We start from the raw sequence: 21257 nt of genomic DNA, 5'->3' as shown, positions 1-21257 counted from the left end.
CCTCCCCGTCCTCCCACCCAAGGAGCCCCCCATGTCGCCCCGCCGCACCGCAGCGACCGTGACCACCCTCGCCGCCGCCTCCCTTACGCTCCTCGCCGTCACCCCCGGCGCCGCCTCCGCGCACGGCGCCGTGTTCAATCCGGTCAGCCGGATCGCCGCCTGTTTCGCCGAGGGCCCCGAGCATCCGGTGTCGCAGGTGTGCAAGGACCTCGTCGCGGACTCGGGCACCCAGCCGCTCTACGACTGGAACGAGGTGAACATCGCCAACGCCAACGGCCAGTCCCGCCAGCTCATCCCCGACGGCAAGCTCTGCTCGGCGAACCGGGACAAGTACCGGGCGCTGGACTGGGCCCGTACCGACTGGCCGTCCACCAGCGTCTCGGCGGGCCCCTTCGCCTTCAAGTTCCGTGCCACGGCGGCCCATTCGGGCACGATGACGTTGTACATCACCAAGGACGGCTTCGACCCGACGAAGCCGCTGAAGTGGTCCGACCTGGACTCCACGCCCGTCGCCGTCTACCAGACCCCCCGAACCGCGACGGACGGCTACTACAACTTCACCGGTACGCTGCCCACCCGCACCGGGCGCCACATCATCTACAAGGTCTGGCAGCGCAACGACAGCCCGGAGGCGTTCTACAGCTGCTCGGACGTGGTGTACGGCGGCGGCGCCAAGGCCGCGGCGGCGGCGCCCACCGAGCAGAAGATGGCCGCGGGGGCCGGCCGCTCCACGGTCAGCCACCACGGCCACGGCGGCGACCCGACGGCCCCCACCGCCCCCGCCTCCTCCGGAGCCGGCTCCGACTCCGGTTCCGGTTCCGGTTCCGGCTCGGACCACTCGGCCGGTCCCCAGGCCCTGGCCGCCGCCTCCACCGCGAGCGTCGCGGGCGGCGGCTTCCTGCTCCTGCGCCGCCGCCGCGGCTGAGCGGGGGTCACCGCCGCCGTTGCCAGATCGGTTCCTCGTGCCGGAGCCTGTCCCTCCGGCGCTCCACCCAGGCGAAGAACTCTTTCGGTTGTGCTTCGTACGCGGCCGACAGGAGCTGATAGAGGCGGACGGCGTCGGCGTCCATCTCGTACTCGCACCCGGGACACGCGCGCCAGTCGCCGCGTGCCCGGGTGAGATCAGCCGCACACCGGGGGCAGGCCGGGTCAACCGCGTCTACGCAGGCTGGGAAGTCCCGCAGGGGTAGCAGATCCACCAGCCGTCCTGTGTCTTCGTCATCTGTTGTCCGCAGTTCGTGCACTGCATCGGTCTTCCTCTCGAAGGTCCGCATGGCGTACCACAGGAACTGGCTACCCAGCCAGAGCCATGGCCGATACCCACCCCCCCCGAGCGACCCCCAACCCCGCCCACGCTGCGGGCCGTGCGTGGCTGGTCGCGCAGTTCCCCGCGCCCCTAGCTACTCGGCTCTGGCCCGCACCTCAGCCTGTCCGGCGATTGAGGACGAGCGCCCTTAAGGCGCGAACGGGGTCTGGGGCGGAGCCCCAGGGGCTTTTGGCTGCGGACCGTGCCCCCTTCTCGCGCAGTTCCCCGCGCCCCTAACTGCTCGGCGCCGGCCAGCACCTCAGCCCGTCCGGCGATTGAGGACGGGCTGCCGGGCGGAGCGCAGGCGGTAGGGGACGTCGATCACCGTCACCCCGGGCATGAACAACAACCGCGCCTTGAGCCGCAACGCATTCTGGTTGTGCAGCGGCACCTCCCACCACCGCCCCACGATGTACTCGGGGATCACCACCGACACCATCGCCCCCGAATCCGCCTCCGCCGTCTCCCTCACATGCGCCAGGACCGGCCCGACAACCTCCCGGTACGGCGAGTCGATGATCGTCAGCGGCACCCCCAGGTCGTACGCCGTCCACTGCTCTCGCAACCCCTCCGCGTCCTCGTCCGCGGCGACTGTGAGCGCGGTCAGGGTGTCCGGCCGCAGCGCCTGCGCGAAGCCGATCGCCTTCAGCGTGGGCGCCTGCACACGGGAGACCAGGACGAAGGCGTGATGGCGCGAGGGCCGCGGCGGCCTGGCGTCCGGGCCCACGGCGATCTCCCGAGCCACCTGGTCGTAGTGGCGCCGTACCCCCTTCATGCCGAAGAACAGCACCGGCATCGCGATGACCACCAGCCACGCGCCGTGCGTGAACTTGGTGATCAGCACGATGACGAGGACGAGCCCGGTCAGCGTCGCCCCCACCGCGTTGATCGCGAGCGAGCGGTGGATGCGCCGCCGGTCGTCCCGCCCCTCGGGCGTCGCGAGCACCTTGCGCCAGTGCTTGACCATGCCCGCCTGGGACAGCGTGAACGAGACGAAGACGCCGATGATGTACAGCTGGATCAGCCGCGTCAGTTGCGCGTCGAACGCCACGATCAGCGCGACCGCGGCGAGCGCCAGCAGCACGACCCCGTTGGAGTAGACGAGCCGGTCGCCCCGGTTGTAGAGCTGACGCGGCGCGTACCGGTCACGCGCGAGGATCGAGGCGAGCATCGGGAACCCGTTGAACGCGGTGTTGGCCGCGAGCACCAGCACCCCCGCCGTGAACGCCTGCACCAGATAGAAGAGCAGGTCCGCGTTGCCGAAGGTGGCGCGGGCGATCTGCGCGAGCGCGGTGGACGGCGTCGCGCCGGCCGGAAGCCCCAACTGCGTTGGAACGGCTGCCACATGGACCCGGTAGGTCATCGCGAGCGCAGTGATCCCGACGAACATCGTCACCGACAGCAGCCCCATCGCGGCCAGCGTGTTGGCGGCGTTGCGGCTCTTGGGCTTCTGAAAGGCCGGTACGCCGTTGCTGATCGCCTCCACGCCCGTCAGGGCCGTACACCCCGACGCGAAGGCACGCAGCGCGAGCAGCACCACCGCGATCCCCGCGTACGTCCCGGTCGCGTGCAGGGGCAGGTCGGCGGATTCGGCGCGGATGGTCGCGCCGGTCGCGAGCCGTACGGCGGCGAACGCGAACATCAGGTAGATGACGCACACGAACCCGTACGTGGGGATGGCGAAGATCCGCCCCGACTCGCGCACCCCCCGCAGGTTCATCACGGTCAGCAGCACCACGAAGCACACGGACAGGGCGACTTGGTGGGGTGCGAGCGACGGCACCGCCGAGGTGATGGCCGCGACACCGGACACCACCGACACCGCGACGGTCAGGACGTAGTCCACCAGCAGCGCGCTGGCGGCGGTGAGCGCGGCGGTCGGCCCCAGGTTCTCGGCGCTGACCACATAGGCGCCGCCACCCCCCGGGTAGGCGTGACAGGTCTGCCGGTACGAGGCGATCACCACCACCAGCAGGAAGACGATGGCCGCCGCCGCGTACCAGGCCAGATGCAGCAGACCGACCCCGCCCAGCGCGAGGATCAGCAGGATCTCCTCCGTGGCGTACGCGACCGAGGACAGCGGGTCGCTACAGAAGATCGGCAGCGCGAGCCGCTTGGGCAGCAGCGTCTCCCCCAGCCGACTGGTGTCCAGCGGCCGTCCGACCAGCATCCGCTTCACGGAACTCGAAACTCCCATGACCCGGGAAACTATCCATAACGTCGCATACGTGGCTGTTTGCCGCACCGGTCCGTCACCGGCCGCGCCGATTTCACGTTCCGTACGCGCAAGGTCACCGTGCGCAGCTAGGCTCGGCCCCGGTACGTCCCGTTCCGACAACGACGTTGGCGCACAAGGGAGTTGCTCATGACGCGACCCAAGGACCTCAACCCGTGGGACTCACCCCGCGCCTTCTACGGCACGGAGCTGCGCCGCCATCGCGAAGCGGCCGGGCTCTCCCAGGAGGAGCTGGGCGCGCTCGTCTTCTGCTCGGGTACGTATATCGGTCAGATGGAGTCCGCGACCCGGCGCCCGACGAAGGAGATGGCCAAGCTCCTCGATGCGGCGCTGCACACGGACGGCATCCTGACCCGGATGTGCGAGGCGATGGAGCAGGCGTCGCAACATGCGGAGTACTTCCAGCTTGCGGCCGAGCTTGAGTCCATGGCCTCCGCCATCTTCCACTGGACGCCCATGGTGGTGCCGGGGCTGCTGCAAACCGCTGCATACACCCGTGCCCTGACGCGGGCGGGCCGCCCGTTCGCCACCGACGAGGACGTGGAGCGGAACGTGTCGACCCGCAAGGAACGGGCCAAGCTGCTCGATGGGCCGGAGGCGCCTGAGCTCTGGTGCATCCTGCACGAGGCCGCTCTGCGGATCCGCGTAGGTGATCCCGGCGTGATGCGCGAACAACTGGCTCACATAGGCGAGTTGGCGCAAGCGGGACGCATCGTGGTGCAGGTGCTGCCCAGCGAGGCCGGGGTGCTCCCGCTGATGCACAGCTCGGTCAAGGTGATGACCTTCGTCGATGCCCCGCCAGTCATCTACCTGGAGGCGGCTCGTTCGGGCCAGCTGCTGGACACCCCGGCCCTGGTAGCGAGTTACATCAAGACCTACGATCTCGCCAGGGCCGTCGCACTGTCGCCGACGGCGTCCCTGGCCATGATCCAGGCGGCGATGGAGGACTACGCACCATGAACATAACGCGCTCCCTGGCCGCTGCCCGCTGGCGGAAGTCCTCGTACAGCAACGCGGAGGGCGGCGACTGCCTGGAAGTGGCGGAAGGTGCGTGGCGTAAGTCGTCGTACAGCAATGACGAAGGCGGGGACTGCGTCGAGGTCGCCGACGGGTTCGGGGACGTCGTCCCCGTGAGGGACAGCAAGGTCCCGAGCGGGCCCGTACTGCTGGTGGACGCCACCGCGTGGACGCGGTTCGTGGGGGCGGTCAAGGGGGTCTGAAGGGCCCGTACATAGGATCTGGCCATGGCGATCCCGCAGCTTCCACCGGTGGTACCGGCGTCATGTCCTCTGTGTGAAGGGGGACTTGAGACGGTCGAACTGCGTATGACCAATGCCGCGACCGCGCACCTCATCGCGAAGTTCTACCGTCCGGAGAAGATGTTCGCGAGCAAGAGCTATGTGATGGCGTCGGCCTGCCGGGAGTGCGGTCACGTCCTGATGTTCCTGGAGAACCGGGGCATCCTGGCGCCGAAGGGGTAGTTCGGCGAGGTCAGACGGTCGGGGCCTGGGCGCGGCGCAGGGTGCGCAGGATGAGCCACTGGTCGCCCCAGGCCATCGCGGTGCCGACGGCGGCCATGACGATGCCGAGGACGAGGTGCCCGGTGGCGGCGCCGAGGGCGAGGCCGGCCATGCCGAGGCCGTAGCGGATGACGAAGCGGACCGCGACGAGGCCGATGGCGAGGAAGCGGGTGCGCTTGTTCTTCCACAGGGCCTTCATCGCGCGGATGCGGGGCCGCAGGACGGTGAAGGCGAGCACGATCTGGACGACGGCGACGACCGGGATCAGGGCGTAGAGGGCCGGGTAGGCCGGGGCCATGTCGAAGAGGCCGGCGAAGAGGCCGACGAGCGGGAAGTACCAGGTGGGCAGGCCCAGGACCGGCATCTCGGTGGCATTCGTGGCCTTGGCCGGGCCCTCGACGACCTGAACCGGCATCTCCATCGCGACCGTGGCGCTCATGGCGTTCCCCTCACCTTGTTCCCAGTGACCCGTCGGCCCTTGCCGACATCACTGATACTCCCGTGGGGGGCGGGGGCGGCGGCAGAGTGAAGCGTCCTGAGTGCCGCAGGACAAATGTCATTGCCGCCGCGCGTCGAGGGGCGTCGAGGGGTGCGTTCACATGTGGACGGGGCCTTCGGTGGGGCCGACCGCCTGCCTCGGCGGGCCCTTGCGGTAGAGGATCACCGACACGACCAGGCCGAGCGCGAAGAAGGCGGCCGACCACCAGTACGCCGTGGAGTAACTCTGGAGCTGGGCCTGGACTCTGGCGCCGGGGGTGGGTTGGCGGCCCACCAGATAGCTGGTGGCGGCGCTGGTGGCGAGCGTGTTGAGCAGGGCCGTACCGATCGAACCGCCCACCTGCTGGCTGGTGTTGACCATCGCGGAGGCGACACCCGCGTCGTGCGCGGCGACGCCCGCCGTGGCCATGCTCATCGCGGGCGCGAAGATCAGGCCCATGCCGACGCCCATCACGAGCAGCGGGGGCAGCACATGCCCGGCGTACCCGCTCGTCGCGTCCAGGGCGGTCATCCAGGCGAGCCCGGCCGCGCCAAGTCCCATGCCGAGCGGCACGATCGGCTTCGCGCCGAGGCGTGGCACCAGCTTGTTCTGCGCGACGACGGAACTCACGATCATCGCGAACACCATGGGCAGGAAGGCGAGTCCGGTCTTGACCGGGGTGTAGTGCAGGATCTGCTGGAGGTAGTACGTCAGGAACAGGAACACGCCGAACATGCCCGCGCCGGAGATGAACATGGCGAGGTAGGACGCGCCCCGGTCCCGGTCGAGGACGACGCGCAGCGGCAGCAGCGGATGCTTGGCCCTGGTCTGCCACCAGGCGAACGCGATCAGCAGGACGCCGCCGACCACCAGGAATCCCCAGGTCTTGGGCGAACTCCAGGCGTGCGTCTCGGCGTTGGAGAACCCGTACACGATGCAGAACAGTCCGGCGGACACCAGCACCGTGCCGGGGATGTCGAGCTTGGGCCGGTCGCTGGGGGCTCCGGGGTGCAGCAGGCGCAGCGCGCCGAGGAAGGCGAGCGCGGCGAAGAGGAGGTTGACGTACAGGCACCAGCGCCAGTCGAGATACTCGGTGAGGATGCCGCCGAGCAGCAGTCCCACCGCGCCGCCCGTACCGGCGACCGCGCCGTAGATGCCGAAGGCCTTGGCGCGTTCCTTGGGGTCGGTGAAGGTCGTCGTCAGGAGCGAGAGCGCGGCGGGCGCGAGCAGCGCGCCGAAGACGCCCTGGAGGGCGCGGGCGGTGACCAGCACCTCGAAGTTGGGGGCGGCCCCGCCGATCGCGGAGGCGACGGCGAAGCCGACGAGGCCGATCAGGAAGACGACCTTGCGTCCGACGAGGTCGGCGATCCGGCCGCCGAGCAGGAGCAGCGAGCCGAAGGCGAGCGCGTACGCGGTGACGATCCACTGGCGGTTGCCGTCGGAGAAGCCGAGGTCCTGCTGGGCGGAGGGCAGCGCGATGTTCACGATGGTCGCGTCCAGGACGACCATGAGCTGGGCCAGCGCGATCACGCCGAGCACCAGCCAGCGGTGCTCGTGCCGGGCCCCGGTGTGCGGCGCCTGCGGCGGCGGGCCGCCCTCGCCGGTGTACGCGGCGGGCGGCGGCGGGGCGGCCGGGTGCGCGCCGGTCGACGGTGGGGGCTGCCCGTCGGCGGCAAGCCCGTCGGACGCGGCGGCTATGCGCTCGGCGCGTCCGACCTCGACAGAGTCCTTGGTGTGACGGCCCATGTGCCGGTCTCCCTCGGTGATCTCCCGTTGGTGATCGCCCCTTCCTCACGCTAAGTGAGGCACAGCGGTTCCGCCACGCGAGTGAGGGGTGGGCCGCCCGGGCTCGCCCGGCGAGGGTGGCTCGGGGCTCATCCGGCGACGGCGGCCCCGGCCTTCTTCCAGTTGTCCCGCAGCCGGGTCAGATAGTCCGAGGCCTGGCTGCCCGGCTTGGCGCCGCGCGCGAACGCCGCCATGTTGCCGCCGCCCGCGTTGTAACCGAGCGCCATCAACTCGTCGCGGGAGTACCCGCCGGCCCAGTGCGCGGGCAGCTGCGCGGACATGTCGTGCAGATACCAGGCCGCCGCCTCCACGGCCAGCGCACGGTCGTCGGGCAGCTCCTCCCACTTGCGCGCGGCGAAGGGGCGACCGCGCTTGGTCTGGTCGAAGGCGGCCCGGTGCATGTTGGCGATGCCGAACGCGGCGTCCGGCTTGTACTTCTGCCAGCTCCGCTCGAAGGCCGGGTCGTGCGGCTTGTAGTCCTCGTTGTAGAGCACGGCCATGAGCAGCTGCGCGCTGACGCCCGCCTTCTTGGCGTACGTGCGCACCTGCGGCGCGTAGGTGGCGGGATCGTAGGCGCCGGCCGACGCCGACGGGCCGGGCGAGACCCCGGCGGACGCGGACGCCCCCGCCGACGGCTTGCCCGTCGCACTCCCGGAGCCCGACCCCGATTCCGCCCCTGCCCCCGAGCCCCCCGTACACCCGGACACCAGCAGCGCGGCGACCGGCAGCACCAGCCACCACCCCCGCACGTTCCGCACACCCCGCCCGCGCTGCCCAGCCATCGCCGCCCCGCCGTCCGTCGGGACCGGGTCCGTCGCACCCGGTCCGGGAACGGCCCAGTCTAGGAAGGTGCGGGGCGATGGGGGCGGGTGCGGTGCGGGACGGGGCGATGGGGGCGGGGCGGAAGGGCAGGACGGAGGGCGGGCCTAGCGGAACATGCCCATCGCCTCCCTCACCTCGGCCAGCGTCGCCTCGGCGACCTCGTTCGCCTTCGCGTTGCCCGCCCGGAGCAACTCCCTTACGTAGCCCATGTCCTGGGCGTACTCGGCGCGCCTGGCCCGCAGCGGAGCGAAGTAGGTGTTGACGGCCTCGGTGGCGGCGGCCTTCAGTGCGGACGCGCCGCCGTCGCCGATGTCGGCGGCCACCTCGTGCGGGTCACGGCCCTCGCACAGCGCGGTCAGCAGCACCAGGTTGCTCACCTCGGGGCGGTGCTCGGGGTCGTAGGCGATCAGCCGGGTCGCATCCGTCTTCGCGCCCCGGATCAGACGTGCCGTCTCGTCCGAACTCGCCTTCAGCGCAAGGGAGTTGTTGCGGCTCTTGCTCATCTTGGTGCCGTCGGTGCCGAGCAGCAGCGGGGCCTCGGAGAGCAGGGTGCGCGGCTCGGGGAAGACCGGGCCGTAGCGCTCGTTGAAGCGGCGCGCGATGGTGCGGGTCAACTCCAGGTGCGGCTCCTGGTCCTTGCCGACCGGGACGAGGTTCGCCTTGCAGAACAGGATGTCGGCGGCCTGGTGGGCCGGGTAGGTGTACATCAGGCCGGAGACGGCCGACTGGCGCGAGTGCGCGATCTCGTCCTTCACCGTGGGGTTGCGACCCAGCTCGGCGACCGACACCAGACTCAGGAACGGCAGCAGCAGCTGGTTGAGGGCCGGGACGGCGCTGTGCGTGAACACCGTCGCGCGGGACGGGTCGACGCCCGCGCCCAGGTAGTCGAGGACCAGGCCCTCCACGTGGTCCGAGAGGCGCTCGGCCACGTCGCGGTCGGTGAGCACCTGGTAGTCCGGGATCACCAGGAAGAGGTCCACGCCCTCGTTCTGGAGCCGGACCCGGTTGTGGAGCGTGCCGAAGTAGTGGCCCAGGTGCAGGGGTCCCGTGGGGCGGTCACCGGTCAGGACGCGATCCGTGCCCCGAGCGTGGGTGGGGGCGGGGGTGGTCGCGGTCGTGGTTGCGGTCGCGGTCGTGGTTGCGGTCGTGGTTGCCGTCGCGGTCGTGGATGCGGTGGTCATCGTGGGCTCCTCGTGGGCCGTGGCAGGGCAGTGGGGGAACGGGCCTGGACGGCGCCCACTGCGGGACCCAGCGAGGGCGGGGGCAACAAAAAGGGGCCGTCCGTGGTTCGAACGGCCCGTCGGCGATGTCGCGCGTGGAAGTCGTGGCCGCTCCTAGGAGGAGCGCCACCAGCAGAGCGAAGAGCGGTGCTGCGGTGCGGACGACATGGCTTCACTGTAGCCCGGGGAGGGGTCCGGGGCCCAGGGTTTCGCGGACACCCAGGGCGCCCCGGCCCCGCCGCCGTCAGTCCTCGTGCGTGTAGAACACGTAGAACGCCACCAGGAACATCCCGCCCCCGAGCACCGCCCCGATCCCCGACGACCTCAGCACGCTGTGGCCGGCCAGGCTGTACAGGAAGCCCATCCCGCCGCCGAACAGCGTGGCGTACGCCGTCGCGCGCAGCTCGCGGGGCAGGGCGGACTGGAAGCGCAGAAGGCACAGGCCCAGGACCATCACGGCCGCGCCCGACACGACGCCGAGGACGATCTGGCCGCCCGTGACCGCGCCGCCGCCGCGCAGGATGGCGGCGGCGTAGAAGCCGTACACCACACCCAGGACGACGGGGACCGCGAGGACGGCCCTGCTCAGGTGGTGCGGAGCCGCGCTGCGGCTCGTGACGGGTACCGAAGCGTGTGTGGCCATGGCGGCACTCCTTTGGCTCGCCCGGAACACGGGTGTTCCGCCTGCCCGGGCACGGGTGCGTCCCCCATCCAGCGCACACCCGCGCGCGCCGATGGGCAACCCGGGATGTCGTGGACGGGTGCGCAGCTTCTGGTCGACGGTGCTGGTCGTCGTGGCGGCCGCCCTGGTCCCGCTCGTCGCGGTACGCCGCCGCGCCCCCGTCGGGGCGGGGGCCGTCGCGGGGGCGGGGATCGGGCTCGCGGTCGGCGCGGCGGTGGTGCGGGTGGTGGTCGCCGTCGGCAGGTCCCGCACGCTCGACGGGCTCCCCCCGGACGCGGACCCCTCGGCGGCGGGGGCGGTCTACGACACGCTCACCGACGCCCTCACCACAGCGGCCTGGGCCGTCCTCGCCTTCGGCCTCGCGCTCGCCCTGGGGGCGTGGCTGGCGGGGCGGTCGGCGACGCGGCGCGACCGATGAGCAACCGTGCCGGGTGGGCGGCCTTCCTTGCGGGAGGATGCGAGGCGGTCGCGGCGCCCCAAGTAACCCAAGTGATCAGAACCGAAGATTTTATCCACAGCCTGTGGACAACTTTTGCGCTTTCAACCGTCCCCGTGACCGTGATCGTGACCGTCCCGTTTGCGCCAAGTGATCTTTCTGCGGTGTTGTGTGCTCATGGCTGATCAGAAGCGGGCGGAGGGCAGCACGCGGCAGGGCCGTCTCGTGCCACCGGAGTGGCTCATCGGGGGGCTGCGGCCGACTCCCGCGCCGATCCCCTGGCCGGCCGTCGCCCGCGCGGGGATCGCCCTGGCCGCACCGCTGGCCGTGGGTCTGGCCACCGGGCAGAGCGCGTACGGCGCGCTGGCCTCCATGGGCGCGCTCAGCGGAGTCATCGGCGACACGGCCGACGCGTACCGCATGCGGATCTACAACATCGCCGTACCGCAGCTGTTCGGCGCGCTCGGTGTGACCGTCGGCAGCCTCGTCTTCGGGCACGGCTGGCTCGCGGTGGCCGCCCTGACCCTGGTCGCGCTGGCCTCCGGGATGATCTCCTCGATCGGCGCGGTCGCCTCGGTGTCGGGGCTGCTGCTCCTCCTGAACGCCGTCGTCGGCGCGGGCCTGCCCATGCCGGGCCCCTGGTGGAAGGGCCCGCTCCTGCTGGCGCTCGGCGGCCTGTTCGTGCTGCTCCTGAGCCTGCTCGGCTGGCCGCTGCGGCGCACCGAACCCGAACGGGCCGCCGTCGCCGGGAGCTACCGCGCCGCCGCCGAAGCCATCGAGGCCGCCGCGACCGAGGCGTACGACACCCGGCGCCAGGACCTCACGCACTCCCTCAACACCACCTACGACCTGATCCTCGGCCGGCGCGCCCGCGAACACGGCAGACGCGGTGAGCTGGTGCGGCTGCTGGCCCAGCTCAACGCGCTGATCCCGCTCGTGGAAGCGGCCCCCGCGGTGCATCTGCGCGGCTGGGGCGTGGACCCCCAAATCCCGGCTGCCGTACGGCAGTTGGCGGACGCGGTCGACGCGGGCAGCACCGCACCCGTCGACCCCGAGCTGCCCGCGCCCACCACCCCCGCCGAGCGCGCCCTGGACATCGCGCTGCGGCACGCCTTCACCGTGGTGCACCACCCCGACCCCGACCAGACCAACATCGACGACCGCCTCGGCCGGCCCGCCGCCCTGCGCATCCGGCTGCGCCGCGCCACCCGCAACGTCCTGCTCTCCGGCGCCTCCTGGCGCTACGGACTGCGCCTCGCGCTCTGCATCGGGCTCGCGCAGGTGCTGGTGTCGGTGGTTCCGGTGGAGCGCTCGTACTGGGTCGCGCTCACCATCGTCTTCGTCCTCAAGCCCGACTTCGGCTCGGTCTTCGCCCGCGCCCTGATGCGGGCGGTCGGCACCGCGGGCGGCCTCCTCATCGCCGCCGCCGTCCTCGCGGAGGTGCCGCGCGGCTGGTGGGACGTGCCGGTGCTGCTGCTGCTCGCCGCCCTCATCCCCGCCTTCTCCGCGAAGGGGTACGCCTTCCAGACCGCCGCCATCACCCCCGTGATCCTGCTGCTCTCCGACGTCCTCAACCACCAGGGCTTCGAACTGGTCATGCCGCGCCTGTGGGACAGCCTCATCGGCTGCGCGATCGCACTCGTCGCGGGCTATCTGCTGTGGCCCGAAAGCTGGCACACCCGCATCGGAACCCGGCTCGCGGACGCGGTGGCGGCGACGGCGGACTACGTGGACTACGCGTTCGGCTCCGAGGACGACCGGGCCGAACGGGCGCGTCGGCGGCGCCGGTTGTACCGCGACCTGTCGACGGTACGCAGCGAGTTCCAGCGGGCCCTGACCGAGCCCCCGCCCACCGGGCCGCGGGCCGCCGCGTGGTGGCCGCTGGTCGTCGCCGTCGAACGCATCGTGGACGCGACGACGGCGGCGCGGGTCCGGGTCAACCACGGAGCGGCTTGGCCTGCGGCGGGGGAGGTACGGGAGGTCGCGGAGCAGCTCCGCGAATTGGCTCGGGGGTTGCGGCGGAGCGAGAACCTGGTGGCGGTTCGGGTGCGCCTCTCGGGCGACGCGGAGGGGGTCCTCGCCCCCTCCGCCAGGAGGTCCTGGCCGCCCGAACCATCACCTCCCCGCGCCCCTAGCCCCCCGCCACCACGAACCGGGCCCACTTTTTGCGCAGTTCCCCGCGCCCCCAAAAAACCCGTTTTCGTCTGCGGGCCGTGCGTGGCTGGGCGCGCAGTTCCCCGCGCCCCTAAACCCTCTCGAACCTGCGGACCGTGCCCGCTTCTCGCGCAGTTCCCCGCGCCCCTAAACCCGTTTTCGTCTGCGGGTCGTGCGTGGCTGGGCGCGCAGTTCCCCGCGCCCCTTAAATGCTCGGTGCTGGCCAGCACCTCAGCCCGTCCGGCGATTGAGGACGAGCGCCCTTAAGGCGCGAACGGGGTCTGGGGCAGAGCCCCAGGAGGCCCGGGCCATCCAACCCTGCGCCTACGGGCGGGCGGGTGGGCAAACGCGTCGGGGTCTGGGGCGGAGCCCCAGGGGCCGAACCCTTCAACGCGCTGCACGGGCGGGTGGGTGGGCGACGTGCCTGGGGGCTGGGGCGGAGCCCCAGGGGGCCTAGAACAAGGGGAGTTGGCCCGGGGAGGGCGGGTGGGGGAAGGCGGCCAGGGTGGGGTGCGTGGCGTCCAGGGGCGCCCGCCGCTTGGAGCCGGGGCAGAGCGCCAGCTCACCCCCCTCCCACGTACGCGGATCGTGGCGCACGAACTTGCCCGCCACCACGGCAACCTCACGACCGCAGGACGGGCAAGAACGACGAGGAGAGACGCTGGCCATCCCCCCATGCTGCCAGAGGCTTACGCCGCCGGCTTGAACGCGGAGGCGAGCCCGTTGCGCCACAGGCTGTTCACGCGGGACTTCTCCGTGCTGTTCGGGTACGCGTTGCGGCACGACGTGCCCGGCCCGCCGCCGGACATCAGCTCACTGCACGGCCCCGAGTAGTGGTCGGGAAGCCCGAGCACGTGCCCGGTCTCGTGCGCGACGACCCGCACCGAGTAGTACTGCTGGTTCTGGCCGTAGTCGAGGAAGATGTAGCCGTTGCCGTGCCCGTCGGTCGAGGCGTACGAACCGTTCTGCGGGTCGTTGCCCTCGTAGTACTGGAAGTCCGCGCCGGAGCTGCTCTCGGCGAGGCGGACGTTCTGCACCGAGGAGTTCCAGATCTGCGCGGACTGCGATATCTGGGAGCGGAAGCTCGGCGCGTTGGAGGCGCTGTAGTACACGGTCACGGAGGCCGCCAGCGGATTGGCGGCACGCTTCTTGGCGACCGACTTCATGACGGCGTCGTAGAACGCCCGGTCGTTGGCGGCGGTGTGCTTCCCGGCGGCGGTGTAGTGCGCGGTGGAGCCGGCGGCGGGGGCGGCGGCCGGGGCGGCGGCGGTGGCGGGGATCGCGCCGAAGCCGGCGAGGGCCAGGCCCAGGGCTGCGGACACGGCGAAGGTACGGGGGTGTCTCATGGGGGGTTACCTATCGTCGGGGGGATCCGCGTCCGGCTGGGTGGGCCGGGCACGGGTGGGGGGGTACTGCGTGACGACGCGACAGCGTTGTCGTCCCGGTGATTGTGGGGGCCGAAGCGGCGCACGGGAATGATGCCGATCTGCGATAACTCCCGTGTATCAGAGTGGTTTTGGCCATCTGGTGCGATGCCCCGACGCGGCCTAACGTCTGCCGCATGGACCTGGAGGTGAGACATCTGCGGGTGGTGTGTGCCATCGCCGACGCCGGCAGTCTGCACGGCGCCGCACGGGCACTCGGCACCAGCCAGCCCGCCCTGACCACCCAACTGCGGCGCATCGAGAACACCTTGGGCGGACGCCTCTTCACCCGCGAGCGCACCGGCTGTGTGCCCACGGCACTGGGCCAGGGCGTGGTCGGCCGGGCCCGCCCGCTGCTCGCCTCGCTGAGCGCGCTGGTCACCGAGACCCGGGCCGCGGCCGCCCGCACCACGGGGGGCGAGCGGCTGCGCATCGGCTCCACCGCGAGCCGCGCCATCCCGGGCTGGCTGCGCCGGCTGCGCGAGCGCCTGCCCTCCACCGAGACGGAGCTCCAAGTGGCGGTTTCGGCCACCGCGCTGCTGCGCCGGGTGGCGTCCGGCGAGCTCGACATGGCCTTCGTGCACGAGGTGGAGGGCTGTCCGCTGCGGGTGCCGCCCGGCCTCGACATCCGTACCCTCGTCGAGCGCGAGCCGCAGTTCGTGTGCCTGGCCGTCGAGCATCCCGCGGCCCGCCATCCGGTCGTGGACCTGGCCGACCTGGCCGCCGATCAGTGGATGGTCGACCCGAGCGTGGACGGCGAGTGGGAGGGCCTGCGCCGCGTCCTCAACGCGGCGGGCCTCAACCCGCGCGTTCTGCACGGCGACTATCTGACGGCGGCGGGCCTGGTCGCCACCGGTGAAGTCGTCACCCTGTGCCAGCCCACCTCACGCCCCCGCCCCGACCTCGCCGTCCGCCCCCTGCGGAACGACCCTCTGGGCGTACGCCTCTTCCTCGCGGTACGCAGCGGTGAATACCGGGGCGAACTGGCCGGTGCGGGCGCCGACTTGGAGGCGTCGTACTGGGAGGCGGCCTCGCACTCGCCCGCGTACCGGGACTGGCTGGAGGAGCGGGGCCGCCGGTAGCGCCGGGCGGCGGACACGGGGGGCGTACCCCGGCGGCACGGGAGCGTCCGAAAACTGGAAACGGAATTACGCTCTCCGGCGGTCTGGATCGGCGAGTCGGCGATTACGATGCGGTCGACTCCGGGTTGTCGCAGGTGCGGTACGGCGCCGCCCGGAGTCTTTGACATACCGCCATATGTCGTGCCGTCAAAGGATGTTCGGGCCATGCGTACCACCACCGGGGGCCGAGGGCTTCAGTCCGACGCGCTGTCCACGTTCGACACCGTTGTCATGGCCATCGCGGGAAGCGCCCCCGCCTATTCGCTGGCCGCCACCTCCTCCGTGCTGGTGGGGGCGGCCGGGCTAGCCAGCCCGGCGGCGCTGCTCTACTGCGCGCTGCCCATGCTCGGCATCGTGCTCGCCTTCGGGCGGCTGGGCCGGATCGACGTCAACGCGGGCGCCGCCTACTCCTGGGTGGGGCGCACGCTGCACCCCTTTCTGGGCTTCCTCAGCGGGTGGGCGCTCGTCGTCGCCGCCACCTTGTTCATGGTGGCCGGATCGCTGCCCGCCGGTCAGCTCACCCTGGGCCTCTTCGACCCCGCGCTCGCCCACGACACCGCCCTCGCCACCGCCACCGGCGCCGGCTGGTTCCTGCTGATGCTGGCCGTGGTGCTCGGCGGCGCCCGCCTTTCGGCCAGGGCCCAACTCATCGTCTCAGGCGTGGAGTTGGCGATCCTCGGCGGTTTCTCCGTCGCCGCGCTCGCCCACCTCGCCGAGGGCGACGGGGTCGTCCCCTTCTCCTGGGGGTGGCTCGGCTTCGGACACTTCGACGGGGTCTCCGGATTCGCCGTGGGCACCCTGATCGCCGCGTTCTACTACTGGGGCTGGGACGTCACCAGCAACCTCAGCGAGGAGACCCGCGACAGCCGGCGCACCGCGGGGCTCGCCGCGCTGGTCGGCGTCGGCGTCGTCTTCGCCCTCTTCCTCGCCTTCACCATCGCCATGAACGCCCTGCTCACCAGCGACGAGATCGAATCCGGCCAGTCCAATGTGCTCGCCCTGCTCGGCGCCCGGATCTGGCCGGGCGTCGGCGGCAAGCTCATGGTGCTCGCCGTGGTCCTGTCCACCATCGCCACCCTGGAGACCACCCTCATCCAGGTCACCCGGTCCCTGTTCGCGATGGGCCGCGACCGTACGATGCCGGGCGCCCTCGGCACCGTGCACCGGCGGTGGAACACCCCGTGGGTGGCGATCGTCGTCGTCGGAGCGGTGGCGCTGCTGTTGTTCGTCGCCTCCAACGCGCTCGGCTCCGTGCGGGACATCATGTCCGACGCGCTCGCCGCCATCGGCCTCCAGACCACCCTCTACTACGGTCTGGCCGGACTCGCCGCGGTCGTCGCCTACCGCAAGACGCTCACCGAGTCCGTCGCCTCCTTCCTGCTCGGCGGGGTCTGGCCGCTGCTCGGCTCGCTCTTCATGTTCTGCGTCTTCGCGGCCTCGCTCACCCGGCTCAGCGCGGCCGCCCTCACCCTCGGCATCGGCAGCCTGCTCGCCGGACTCGTCCCCATGCTCTGGTACTGGCGCCGGGGCAGCGCCTACTACCGCCCCGCCCGCCTCGACGCCACCCGCTCCTTCGACGCCGGCGCCGGCCGCCCCAACACACCGACGCGCAGTTCCGGTTACGTCAACGCCGGCCACCCCACCGACTTCTGAGAGGCGGTCCGCGCATGGCAGCACTGCGCCGCCGCTCCGACCGCAGGGCGGCCCCCCGGTTCGACCCCGACCTCGGCGACCGCGCGCTCACCGTGGCCCGGCACGACATCGCCATCGGCCGCTGGCAGGGCGTCCGCGATCTGCTGCGCGCCACCGGCGAGAACTGGCCGCTGCGCTCCCACCGCGTCCGGGCCGTGGCAGGCGCCGCCGCGGGCTCGTCCGTCGTCGAGGCCTGGCGGGCCGCCGAGCCGAACAGCCCGGACGCGGCGGTCCTGCGGGCCGCGACCGAGGTCACCCGCGTCTTCAACGGCGCCATCGCGGCCGGACGCGGCGCCGGGACCCCCCGCGACCGCGTCGACGCCGCCGTCAGGGCCTGCCTCCGCGCCGCCGCCACCCACCCCACCGACCCCACCCCCTGGGCCTCCCTGCTCACCGTGGTGCGGCTGTACGAGGGCGGAGTGGCCCGGCGCGAACTGCGCACCTGGTGGGACGAGCTGCGCCGGCGCGACCCGTACCACCTCGAAGGGCACATACAGATGCTGCGCTACTTCTCGGCGCGCTGGCACGGCACGCACGGGTCGATGTACGACTTCGCGCGGGACGCGGCGGGCGCGGCACCGGCCGGCTCCCCGCTGCCCGTACTGGTGCAGATCGCCCGGGTGGAGGAGTACCGCTATGTGTCCGACGCGGCGAAGGGGCGGCCGGTGCGGGGCTTCGGACAGCACTGGACCCATGAACTCGCCGTGACCGAACTGCACCGCACCTACGACCGCTGGCTCGGCGGACGCCCCCCGGGCCCGGCCCGCGCCGAGGAGGCCGCAGAACTCAACTACCTTGCGCACGCGGCCAGTTGTGCGGGCCTCGCCCCCGAGGCGGGGGCGCTGGTCGGACTGCTCGGGGAGCGCGTCGCGACCGTACCCTGGGTGTACACCGGCGACCCCGCCCAGCAGATCCTGCGCTGGCGCGGCCGGGCCGGCGACCGGAGCCCCCGGCGGACTTGACCCGCCCCTTTCCGGGAAACCCCCCACGGGGTCGCTAACCTTACGTGTCTGCGCTGGCCAGGGGTCTCCTCCCGGATCTGTGGCGCAGTGCGGTACTTATCGCACCCAACTCATGCGAAAGGCCTCGCCCATGGGCATTCGGAGCTTGCTGCGCAAGGTGTTCGGACGCGATCGCACGGAGCGTGCCGAGCAGACGGCGGCTTCCGTACCGCCCCAGACGGAACGCGCCCCCGAGGCGGTCGAGGCACCGGCCACCACGACGGACGGAGCCACCGCCGCGCCGTCCGTTCCGGCGCCGGGGCGGCGCGATCTGTCCCCGGCGGAGGCGCTGGTGGCCGCCGCGTTCGACGGGCCGGCCCCGGCCGACTCGTCCCGCCCCTCGGAGCCGTCCGCTCCCTCCCACCCGTCTCCCTCCCCGTCCTCCCCCTCGACCACGGACTCCTCTTCCTCCGCGGATTCCTCCCGCGCCGACACGGCTCCCGAGCCCGTCGTCGCCGAGGTACCGCAGCCCCGTACCGAGGCGAAGCCGGAGAAGGCGGCGGAGCCGGAGCAGGCCGAGGTGCCGGAGAAGGCCGCGGTGCCGGAGAAGGCTGAGGTGACGGAGAAGGTCGCCGAGCCGGAGCCCGAGCCCGTTCAGGCCGAGCCCGAGCCCGTCAAGGCCGAGCCCGAGCCCGTCAAGGCCGAGCCCGAGCCCGCGAAGGTGGAGGCCGACGTCGCGCCCGTCGCGGAGCCGGAGCCCGAGCCGGAGCCCGTTCAGGCCGAGCCCGAGCCCGAGCCCGTCAAGGCGGACCGCGAGCCCGAGCCCGTCAAGGCGGAGCCCGCTCCGGTCGCGCAGTCCGCGTTGTCCGCCGCCAAGGTCAAGTCGCGGGCCCCGGGGCTCGCGGGGGCCTACAAGGCGGCGGGGGCCGCGCTGAAGAAGGCGGGGATCGCCGGGGCGCGGGCCAAGGTGTACCTCGTGCTCGACCGGTCCGGGTCGATGCGCCCGTACTACAAGGACGGCAGCGCGCAGGGCCTCGCCGAGCAGGTGCTCGCCCTCGCGGCGCACCTCGACGCGGACGCCACCGTGCACACCGTGTTCTTCTCCACCGACATCGACGGGTCGGTCGAGCTCGGCCTCGACGCGTACGAGGGTCTCGTCGACGAGACGCACGCCGGGCTCGGGCGTCTGGGCCGCACCAGCTACCACCGGGCCGTCGAGGAGGTCGTCGAGCACGTCGAGAAGTCCGGGCACGAGGGGCCGGTGCTCGTCGTGTTCCAGACCGACGGCGCCCCGCACGCCAAGCTGCCCGCCCGCCAGGCGCTCGCGGACGTCGCCGACAAGCCGCTGTACTGGCAGTTCGTGGCGTTCGGCGAGGACGACTCGAAGGCCTTCGACTTCCTGCGCACGGCCGAGGGCGAACACGACCACGTCGGCTTCTTCCACGCCGGTCCCGCCCCGCGCGAGCTGAGCGACGCCGAGGTCTACCGGGGGCTGCTCAGCTCCTACCGCCCCTGAGGCACCGCGCCGCACATCACGGAGCCCGTCCCCGTTCTGCTCTGTCGGGGGCGGGCTCCGTCGTTCGCCCGAGGGCCCTCGCCCGTCCGCCATCCGGACATCCCGGGCGGTCGCGGCAACCCCGGCGGATAGGATTTCGCGCATGCCTTCGCCGACGTACTACGTTTCGACGCCCATCTACTACGTCAACGACGCCCCGCATCTGGGCCACGCCTACACCACCGTCGCCGGTGACGTGCTCACCCGCTGGCACCGCCAACGCGGCGAGAAGGTCTGGTACCTGACGGGCACCGACGAGCACGGCCAGAAGATCATGCGGACGGCCGAGGCGAACGGCGTCACCCCGCAGGAGTGGTGCGACAAGCTCGTCGGCGAGGCGTGGCAGCCCCTGTGGGAACACCTGAACATCGCGAACGACGACTTCATCCGCACCACCCAGAAGCGGCACACCGACCGGGTGCAGGAGTTCGTGCAGGACCTGTACGACAAGGGCGAGATCTACAAGGGCGGTTACGAGGGGCCGTACTGCGTGGGCTGCGAGGAGTACAAGCTCCCGGGCGACCTGATCAGGGCCGAGGACGGCACCGAGCTGTGCGCCATCCACAAGAAGCCGGTGGAGCTGCTCAAGGAGGAGAACTACTTCTTCAAGCTGAGCGAGTACGGCCCGAAGCTCCTGGAGTTCTACGAGGCGAACACCGGCTTCATCCAGCCCGAGTCGGCCCGCAACGAGGTGCTCAACTTCGTGCGCCAGGGCCTCCAGGACCTGTCCATCTCGCGGTCGACCTTCGACTGGGGCGTCCCGGTGCCGTGGGACCCCCAGCACGTGATCTACGTGTGGGTGGACGCGCTCCTCAACTACGCGACGGCCGTCGGGTACGGCGCCGACCAGGCCCGCTTCGAGGAGGTCTTCCCGGCCGACGTGCACCTCGTCGGCAAGGACATCCTGCGCTTCCACGCGATCATCTGGCCCGCCATGCTGATGGCCAACGGGCTTCCGGTGCCGGGGAAGGTGGCGGCCAACGGCTGGCTGATGGTGGGCGGCGAGAAGATGTCGAAGTCCAACCTGACCGGCATCAAGCCCCAGGACCTGACCTCCCACTTCGGCGTGGACGCCTACCGCTGGTACTTCCTGCGGGCCATCGCCTTCGGGCAGGACGGCTCGTTCTCCTGGGAGGACTTCACCGCCCGCTACACCTCCGAACTCGCCAACGACTACGGCAACTTGGCGTCCCGGGTCGCGGCGATGGTCGGCAAGTACTTCGGGGGCGAGCTGCCCGCGGCGGCCGCCGACGGCGCCGCCGAGGCGGCCGTCCAGGAGGGCCTGGCGCGGGCCGCGGCCGAGGCGGACCGGCGCATCGGCGACGAACTCGACTTCCAGGGCGGCATCCTGGCCGTCTTCGACTTCGTGAAGCAGGTCAACGGCTACCTCACGGAACAGGAGCCGTGGAAGGTCGCCAAGGACGAGTCCGACGCGGGCCGGGCGCGGCTCGCGACGATCCTGTACACCGCCGCCGAGGCGCTGCGCGGGGTCGCGGTACTGCTCAACCCGGTGATGCCGGACACCTCTCAGCAGCTGTGGGACTCGCTCGGCGCCGAGGCCGCGCTGGGTTCGCTGGCCGATCAGCGGGTCCAAGAGGCAGGCGTCTGGGGCGCGTTGACGCCGGGCGCGAAGGTCACCAAGGGTGCGGTGCTCTTCCCGCGCCTGGAGGAGAAGCCCGCGTAACGCGTAACGCGGGGGGGGCGGGTTGCGCAAGGTGCCCGATCCTTGCGCAGTTCCCCGCGCCCCTGTAACCCCCTCTCCCCTGCGGACCGTGCCCGCTTCTCGCGCAGTTCCCCGCGCCCCTGAAACCCGCTCTCGGCTGCGAGCCGTGCCCGCTTCTCGCGCAGTTCCTCGTGCCCCTGAAAACCCGTCTTCAGCTGCGGG

At 71.7% G+C, this 21257-nt stretch carries 19 protein-coding genes and 1 pseudogene; 11 read left to right on the top strand and 9 right to left on the bottom strand.

What is annotated here, in order from left to right:
* Positions 1–31 precede the first annotated feature (31 nt).
* Positions 32–925 (top strand): lytic polysaccharide monooxygenase auxiliary activity family 9 protein, encoded by an 894-nt coding sequence (locus DWB77_RS20045; RefSeq protein ID WP_120722551.1) that lies wholly within the window; start codon positions 32–34, stop codon positions 923–925.
* Positions 926–932: 7 nt separating this feature from the next.
* On the opposite strand, the gene DWB77_RS20040 is transcribed toward DWB77_RS20045, so the two are convergent.
* Both DWB77_RS20040 and DWB77_RS20035 read right to left on the bottom strand, forming a co-directional pair.
* Entirely contained in the window at positions 933–1274 is a 342-nt protein-coding gene (locus DWB77_RS20040) for a hypothetical protein (RefSeq protein ID WP_162952571.1), read from the bottom strand.
* A gap of 291 nt (positions 1275–1565) precedes the next feature.
* Positions 1566–3503, bottom strand: coding sequence for an APC family permease (locus tag DWB77_RS20035; RefSeq protein ID WP_120722549.1), 1938 nt, complete (start codon positions 3501–3503; stop codon positions 1566–1568).
* A 168-nt stretch (positions 3504–3671) separates the two neighbouring features.
* Between DWB77_RS20035 and DWB77_RS20030 the strand changes: the two genes are divergently transcribed.
* From DWB77_RS20030 to DWB77_RS37900, 3 genes are all read left to right on the top strand, one after another.
* Positions 3672–4502, top strand: a complete 831-nt coding sequence (locus DWB77_RS20030) for a helix-turn-helix domain-containing protein (RefSeq protein ID WP_120722547.1) — start codon at positions 3672–3674, stop codon at positions 4500–4502.
* Positions 4499–4762 carry a DUF397 domain-containing protein gene (locus tag DWB77_RS20025; protein ID WP_120722546.1) on the top strand — a complete coding sequence of 88 codons (264 nt, stop codon included), beginning with the start codon at positions 4499–4501 and terminating at the stop codon, positions 4760–4762. Before DWB77_RS20030 ends, DWB77_RS20025 begins: the two co-directional genes overlap by 4 nt.
* 105 nt (positions 4763–4867) lie before the next feature.
* Entirely contained in the window at positions 4868–5023 is a 156-nt protein-coding gene (locus DWB77_RS37900) for a hypothetical protein (RefSeq protein ID WP_162952570.1), read from the top strand.
* A 10-nt stretch (positions 5024–5033) separates the two neighbouring features.
* On the opposite strand, the gene DWB77_RS20020 is transcribed toward DWB77_RS37900, so the two are convergent.
* The 5 genes from DWB77_RS20020 to DWB77_RS20000 form a co-directional block, all read right to left on the bottom strand.
* Complete coding sequence (locus tag DWB77_RS20020) at positions 5034–5501, bottom strand: hypothetical protein (RefSeq protein ID WP_120722545.1); 468 nt, start codon at positions 5499–5501, stop codon at positions 5034–5036.
* 156 nt (positions 5502–5657) lie between these two features.
* Entirely contained in the window at positions 5658–7286 is a 1629-nt protein-coding gene (locus DWB77_RS20015; protein ID WP_246033576.1) for an MFS transporter, read from the bottom strand.
* 128 nt (positions 7287–7414) lie between these two features.
* On the bottom strand, positions 7415–8074 hold the full coding sequence (locus DWB77_RS20010; protein ID WP_246033575.1) for a lytic transglycosylase domain-containing protein: 660 nt from the start codon (positions 8072–8074) through the stop codon (positions 7415–7417).
* Between the two features lie 177 nt (positions 8075–8251).
* A complete protein-coding gene (gene trpS / locus DWB77_RS20005) occupies positions 8252–9328 on the bottom strand; it encodes a tryptophan--tRNA ligase (protein WP_120722543.1) in 1077 nt (358 codons plus the stop codon).
* A gap of 283 nt (positions 9329–9611) precedes the next feature.
* Entirely contained in the window at positions 9612–10010 is a 399-nt protein-coding gene (locus DWB77_RS20000) for a hypothetical protein (protein WP_120722542.1), read from the bottom strand.
* A gap of 118 nt (positions 10011–10128) precedes the next feature.
* On the opposite strand from DWB77_RS20000, the gene DWB77_RS19995 reads away from it, so the two are divergent.
* Both DWB77_RS19995 and DWB77_RS19990 read left to right on the top strand, forming a co-directional pair.
* Positions 10129–10467, top strand: a complete 339-nt coding sequence (locus DWB77_RS19995; protein WP_120722541.1) for a hypothetical protein — start codon at positions 10129–10131, stop codon at positions 10465–10467.
* A gap of 195 nt (positions 10468–10662) precedes the next feature.
* Positions 10663–12620: pseudogene (locus DWB77_RS19990) on the top strand (FUSC family protein).
* Positions 12621–13092: 472 nt separating this feature from the next.
* Here the strand turns inward: DWB77_RS19990 and DWB77_RS19985 are convergent.
* On the bottom strand, positions 13093–13251 hold the full coding sequence (locus DWB77_RS19985) for a hypothetical protein (protein WP_342777979.1): 159 nt from the start codon (positions 13249–13251) through the stop codon (positions 13093–13095).
* 77 nt (positions 13252–13328) lie between these two features.
* Complete coding sequence (gene snpA, locus DWB77_RS19980) at positions 13329–13985, bottom strand: snapalysin (protein ID WP_120722539.1); 657 nt, start codon at positions 13983–13985, stop codon at positions 13329–13331.
* 215 nt (positions 13986–14200) lie between these two features.
* Here snpA and DWB77_RS19975 point away from each other — a divergent pair, with 215 nt between their 5' ends.
* From DWB77_RS19975 to metG, 5 genes are all read left to right on the top strand, one after another.
* On the top strand, positions 14201–15145 hold the full coding sequence (locus tag DWB77_RS19975; RefSeq protein ID WP_120722538.1) for a LysR family transcriptional regulator: 945 nt from the start codon (positions 14201–14203) through the stop codon (positions 15143–15145).
* 204 nt (positions 15146–15349) lie between these two features.
* Positions 15350–16837, top strand: a complete 1488-nt coding sequence (locus DWB77_RS19970; protein WP_120722537.1) for an APC family permease — start codon at positions 15350–15352, stop codon at positions 16835–16837.
* Positions 16838–16851: 14 nt separating this feature from the next.
* The gene (locus tag DWB77_RS19965; RefSeq protein ID WP_120722536.1) at positions 16852–17838 is read left to right on the top strand and encodes a hypothetical protein; all 987 of its coding nucleotides are present in this window, start codon (positions 16852–16854) and stop codon (positions 17836–17838) included.
* 130 nt (positions 17839–17968) lie between these two features.
* A complete protein-coding gene (locus tag DWB77_RS19960; RefSeq protein WP_174248588.1) occupies positions 17969–19333 on the top strand; it encodes a VWA domain-containing protein in 1365 nt (454 codons plus the stop codon).
* Positions 19334–19475: 142 nt separating this feature from the next.
* Positions 19476–21056 (top strand): methionine--tRNA ligase, encoded by a 1581-nt coding sequence (gene metG / locus DWB77_RS19955; RefSeq protein ID WP_120722534.1) that lies wholly within the window; start codon positions 19476–19478, stop codon positions 21054–21056.
* Positions 21057–21257 lie beyond the last annotated feature (201 nt).

Source organism: Streptomyces hundungensis (assembly GCF_003627815.1).
Lineage (GTDB): Bacteria > Actinomycetota > Actinomycetes > Streptomycetales > Streptomycetaceae > Streptomyces > Streptomyces hundungensis_A.
The sequence above is the reverse complement of the archived record's forward strand: the minus strand, read 5'-3'. Positions and strand labels throughout refer to the sequence as shown.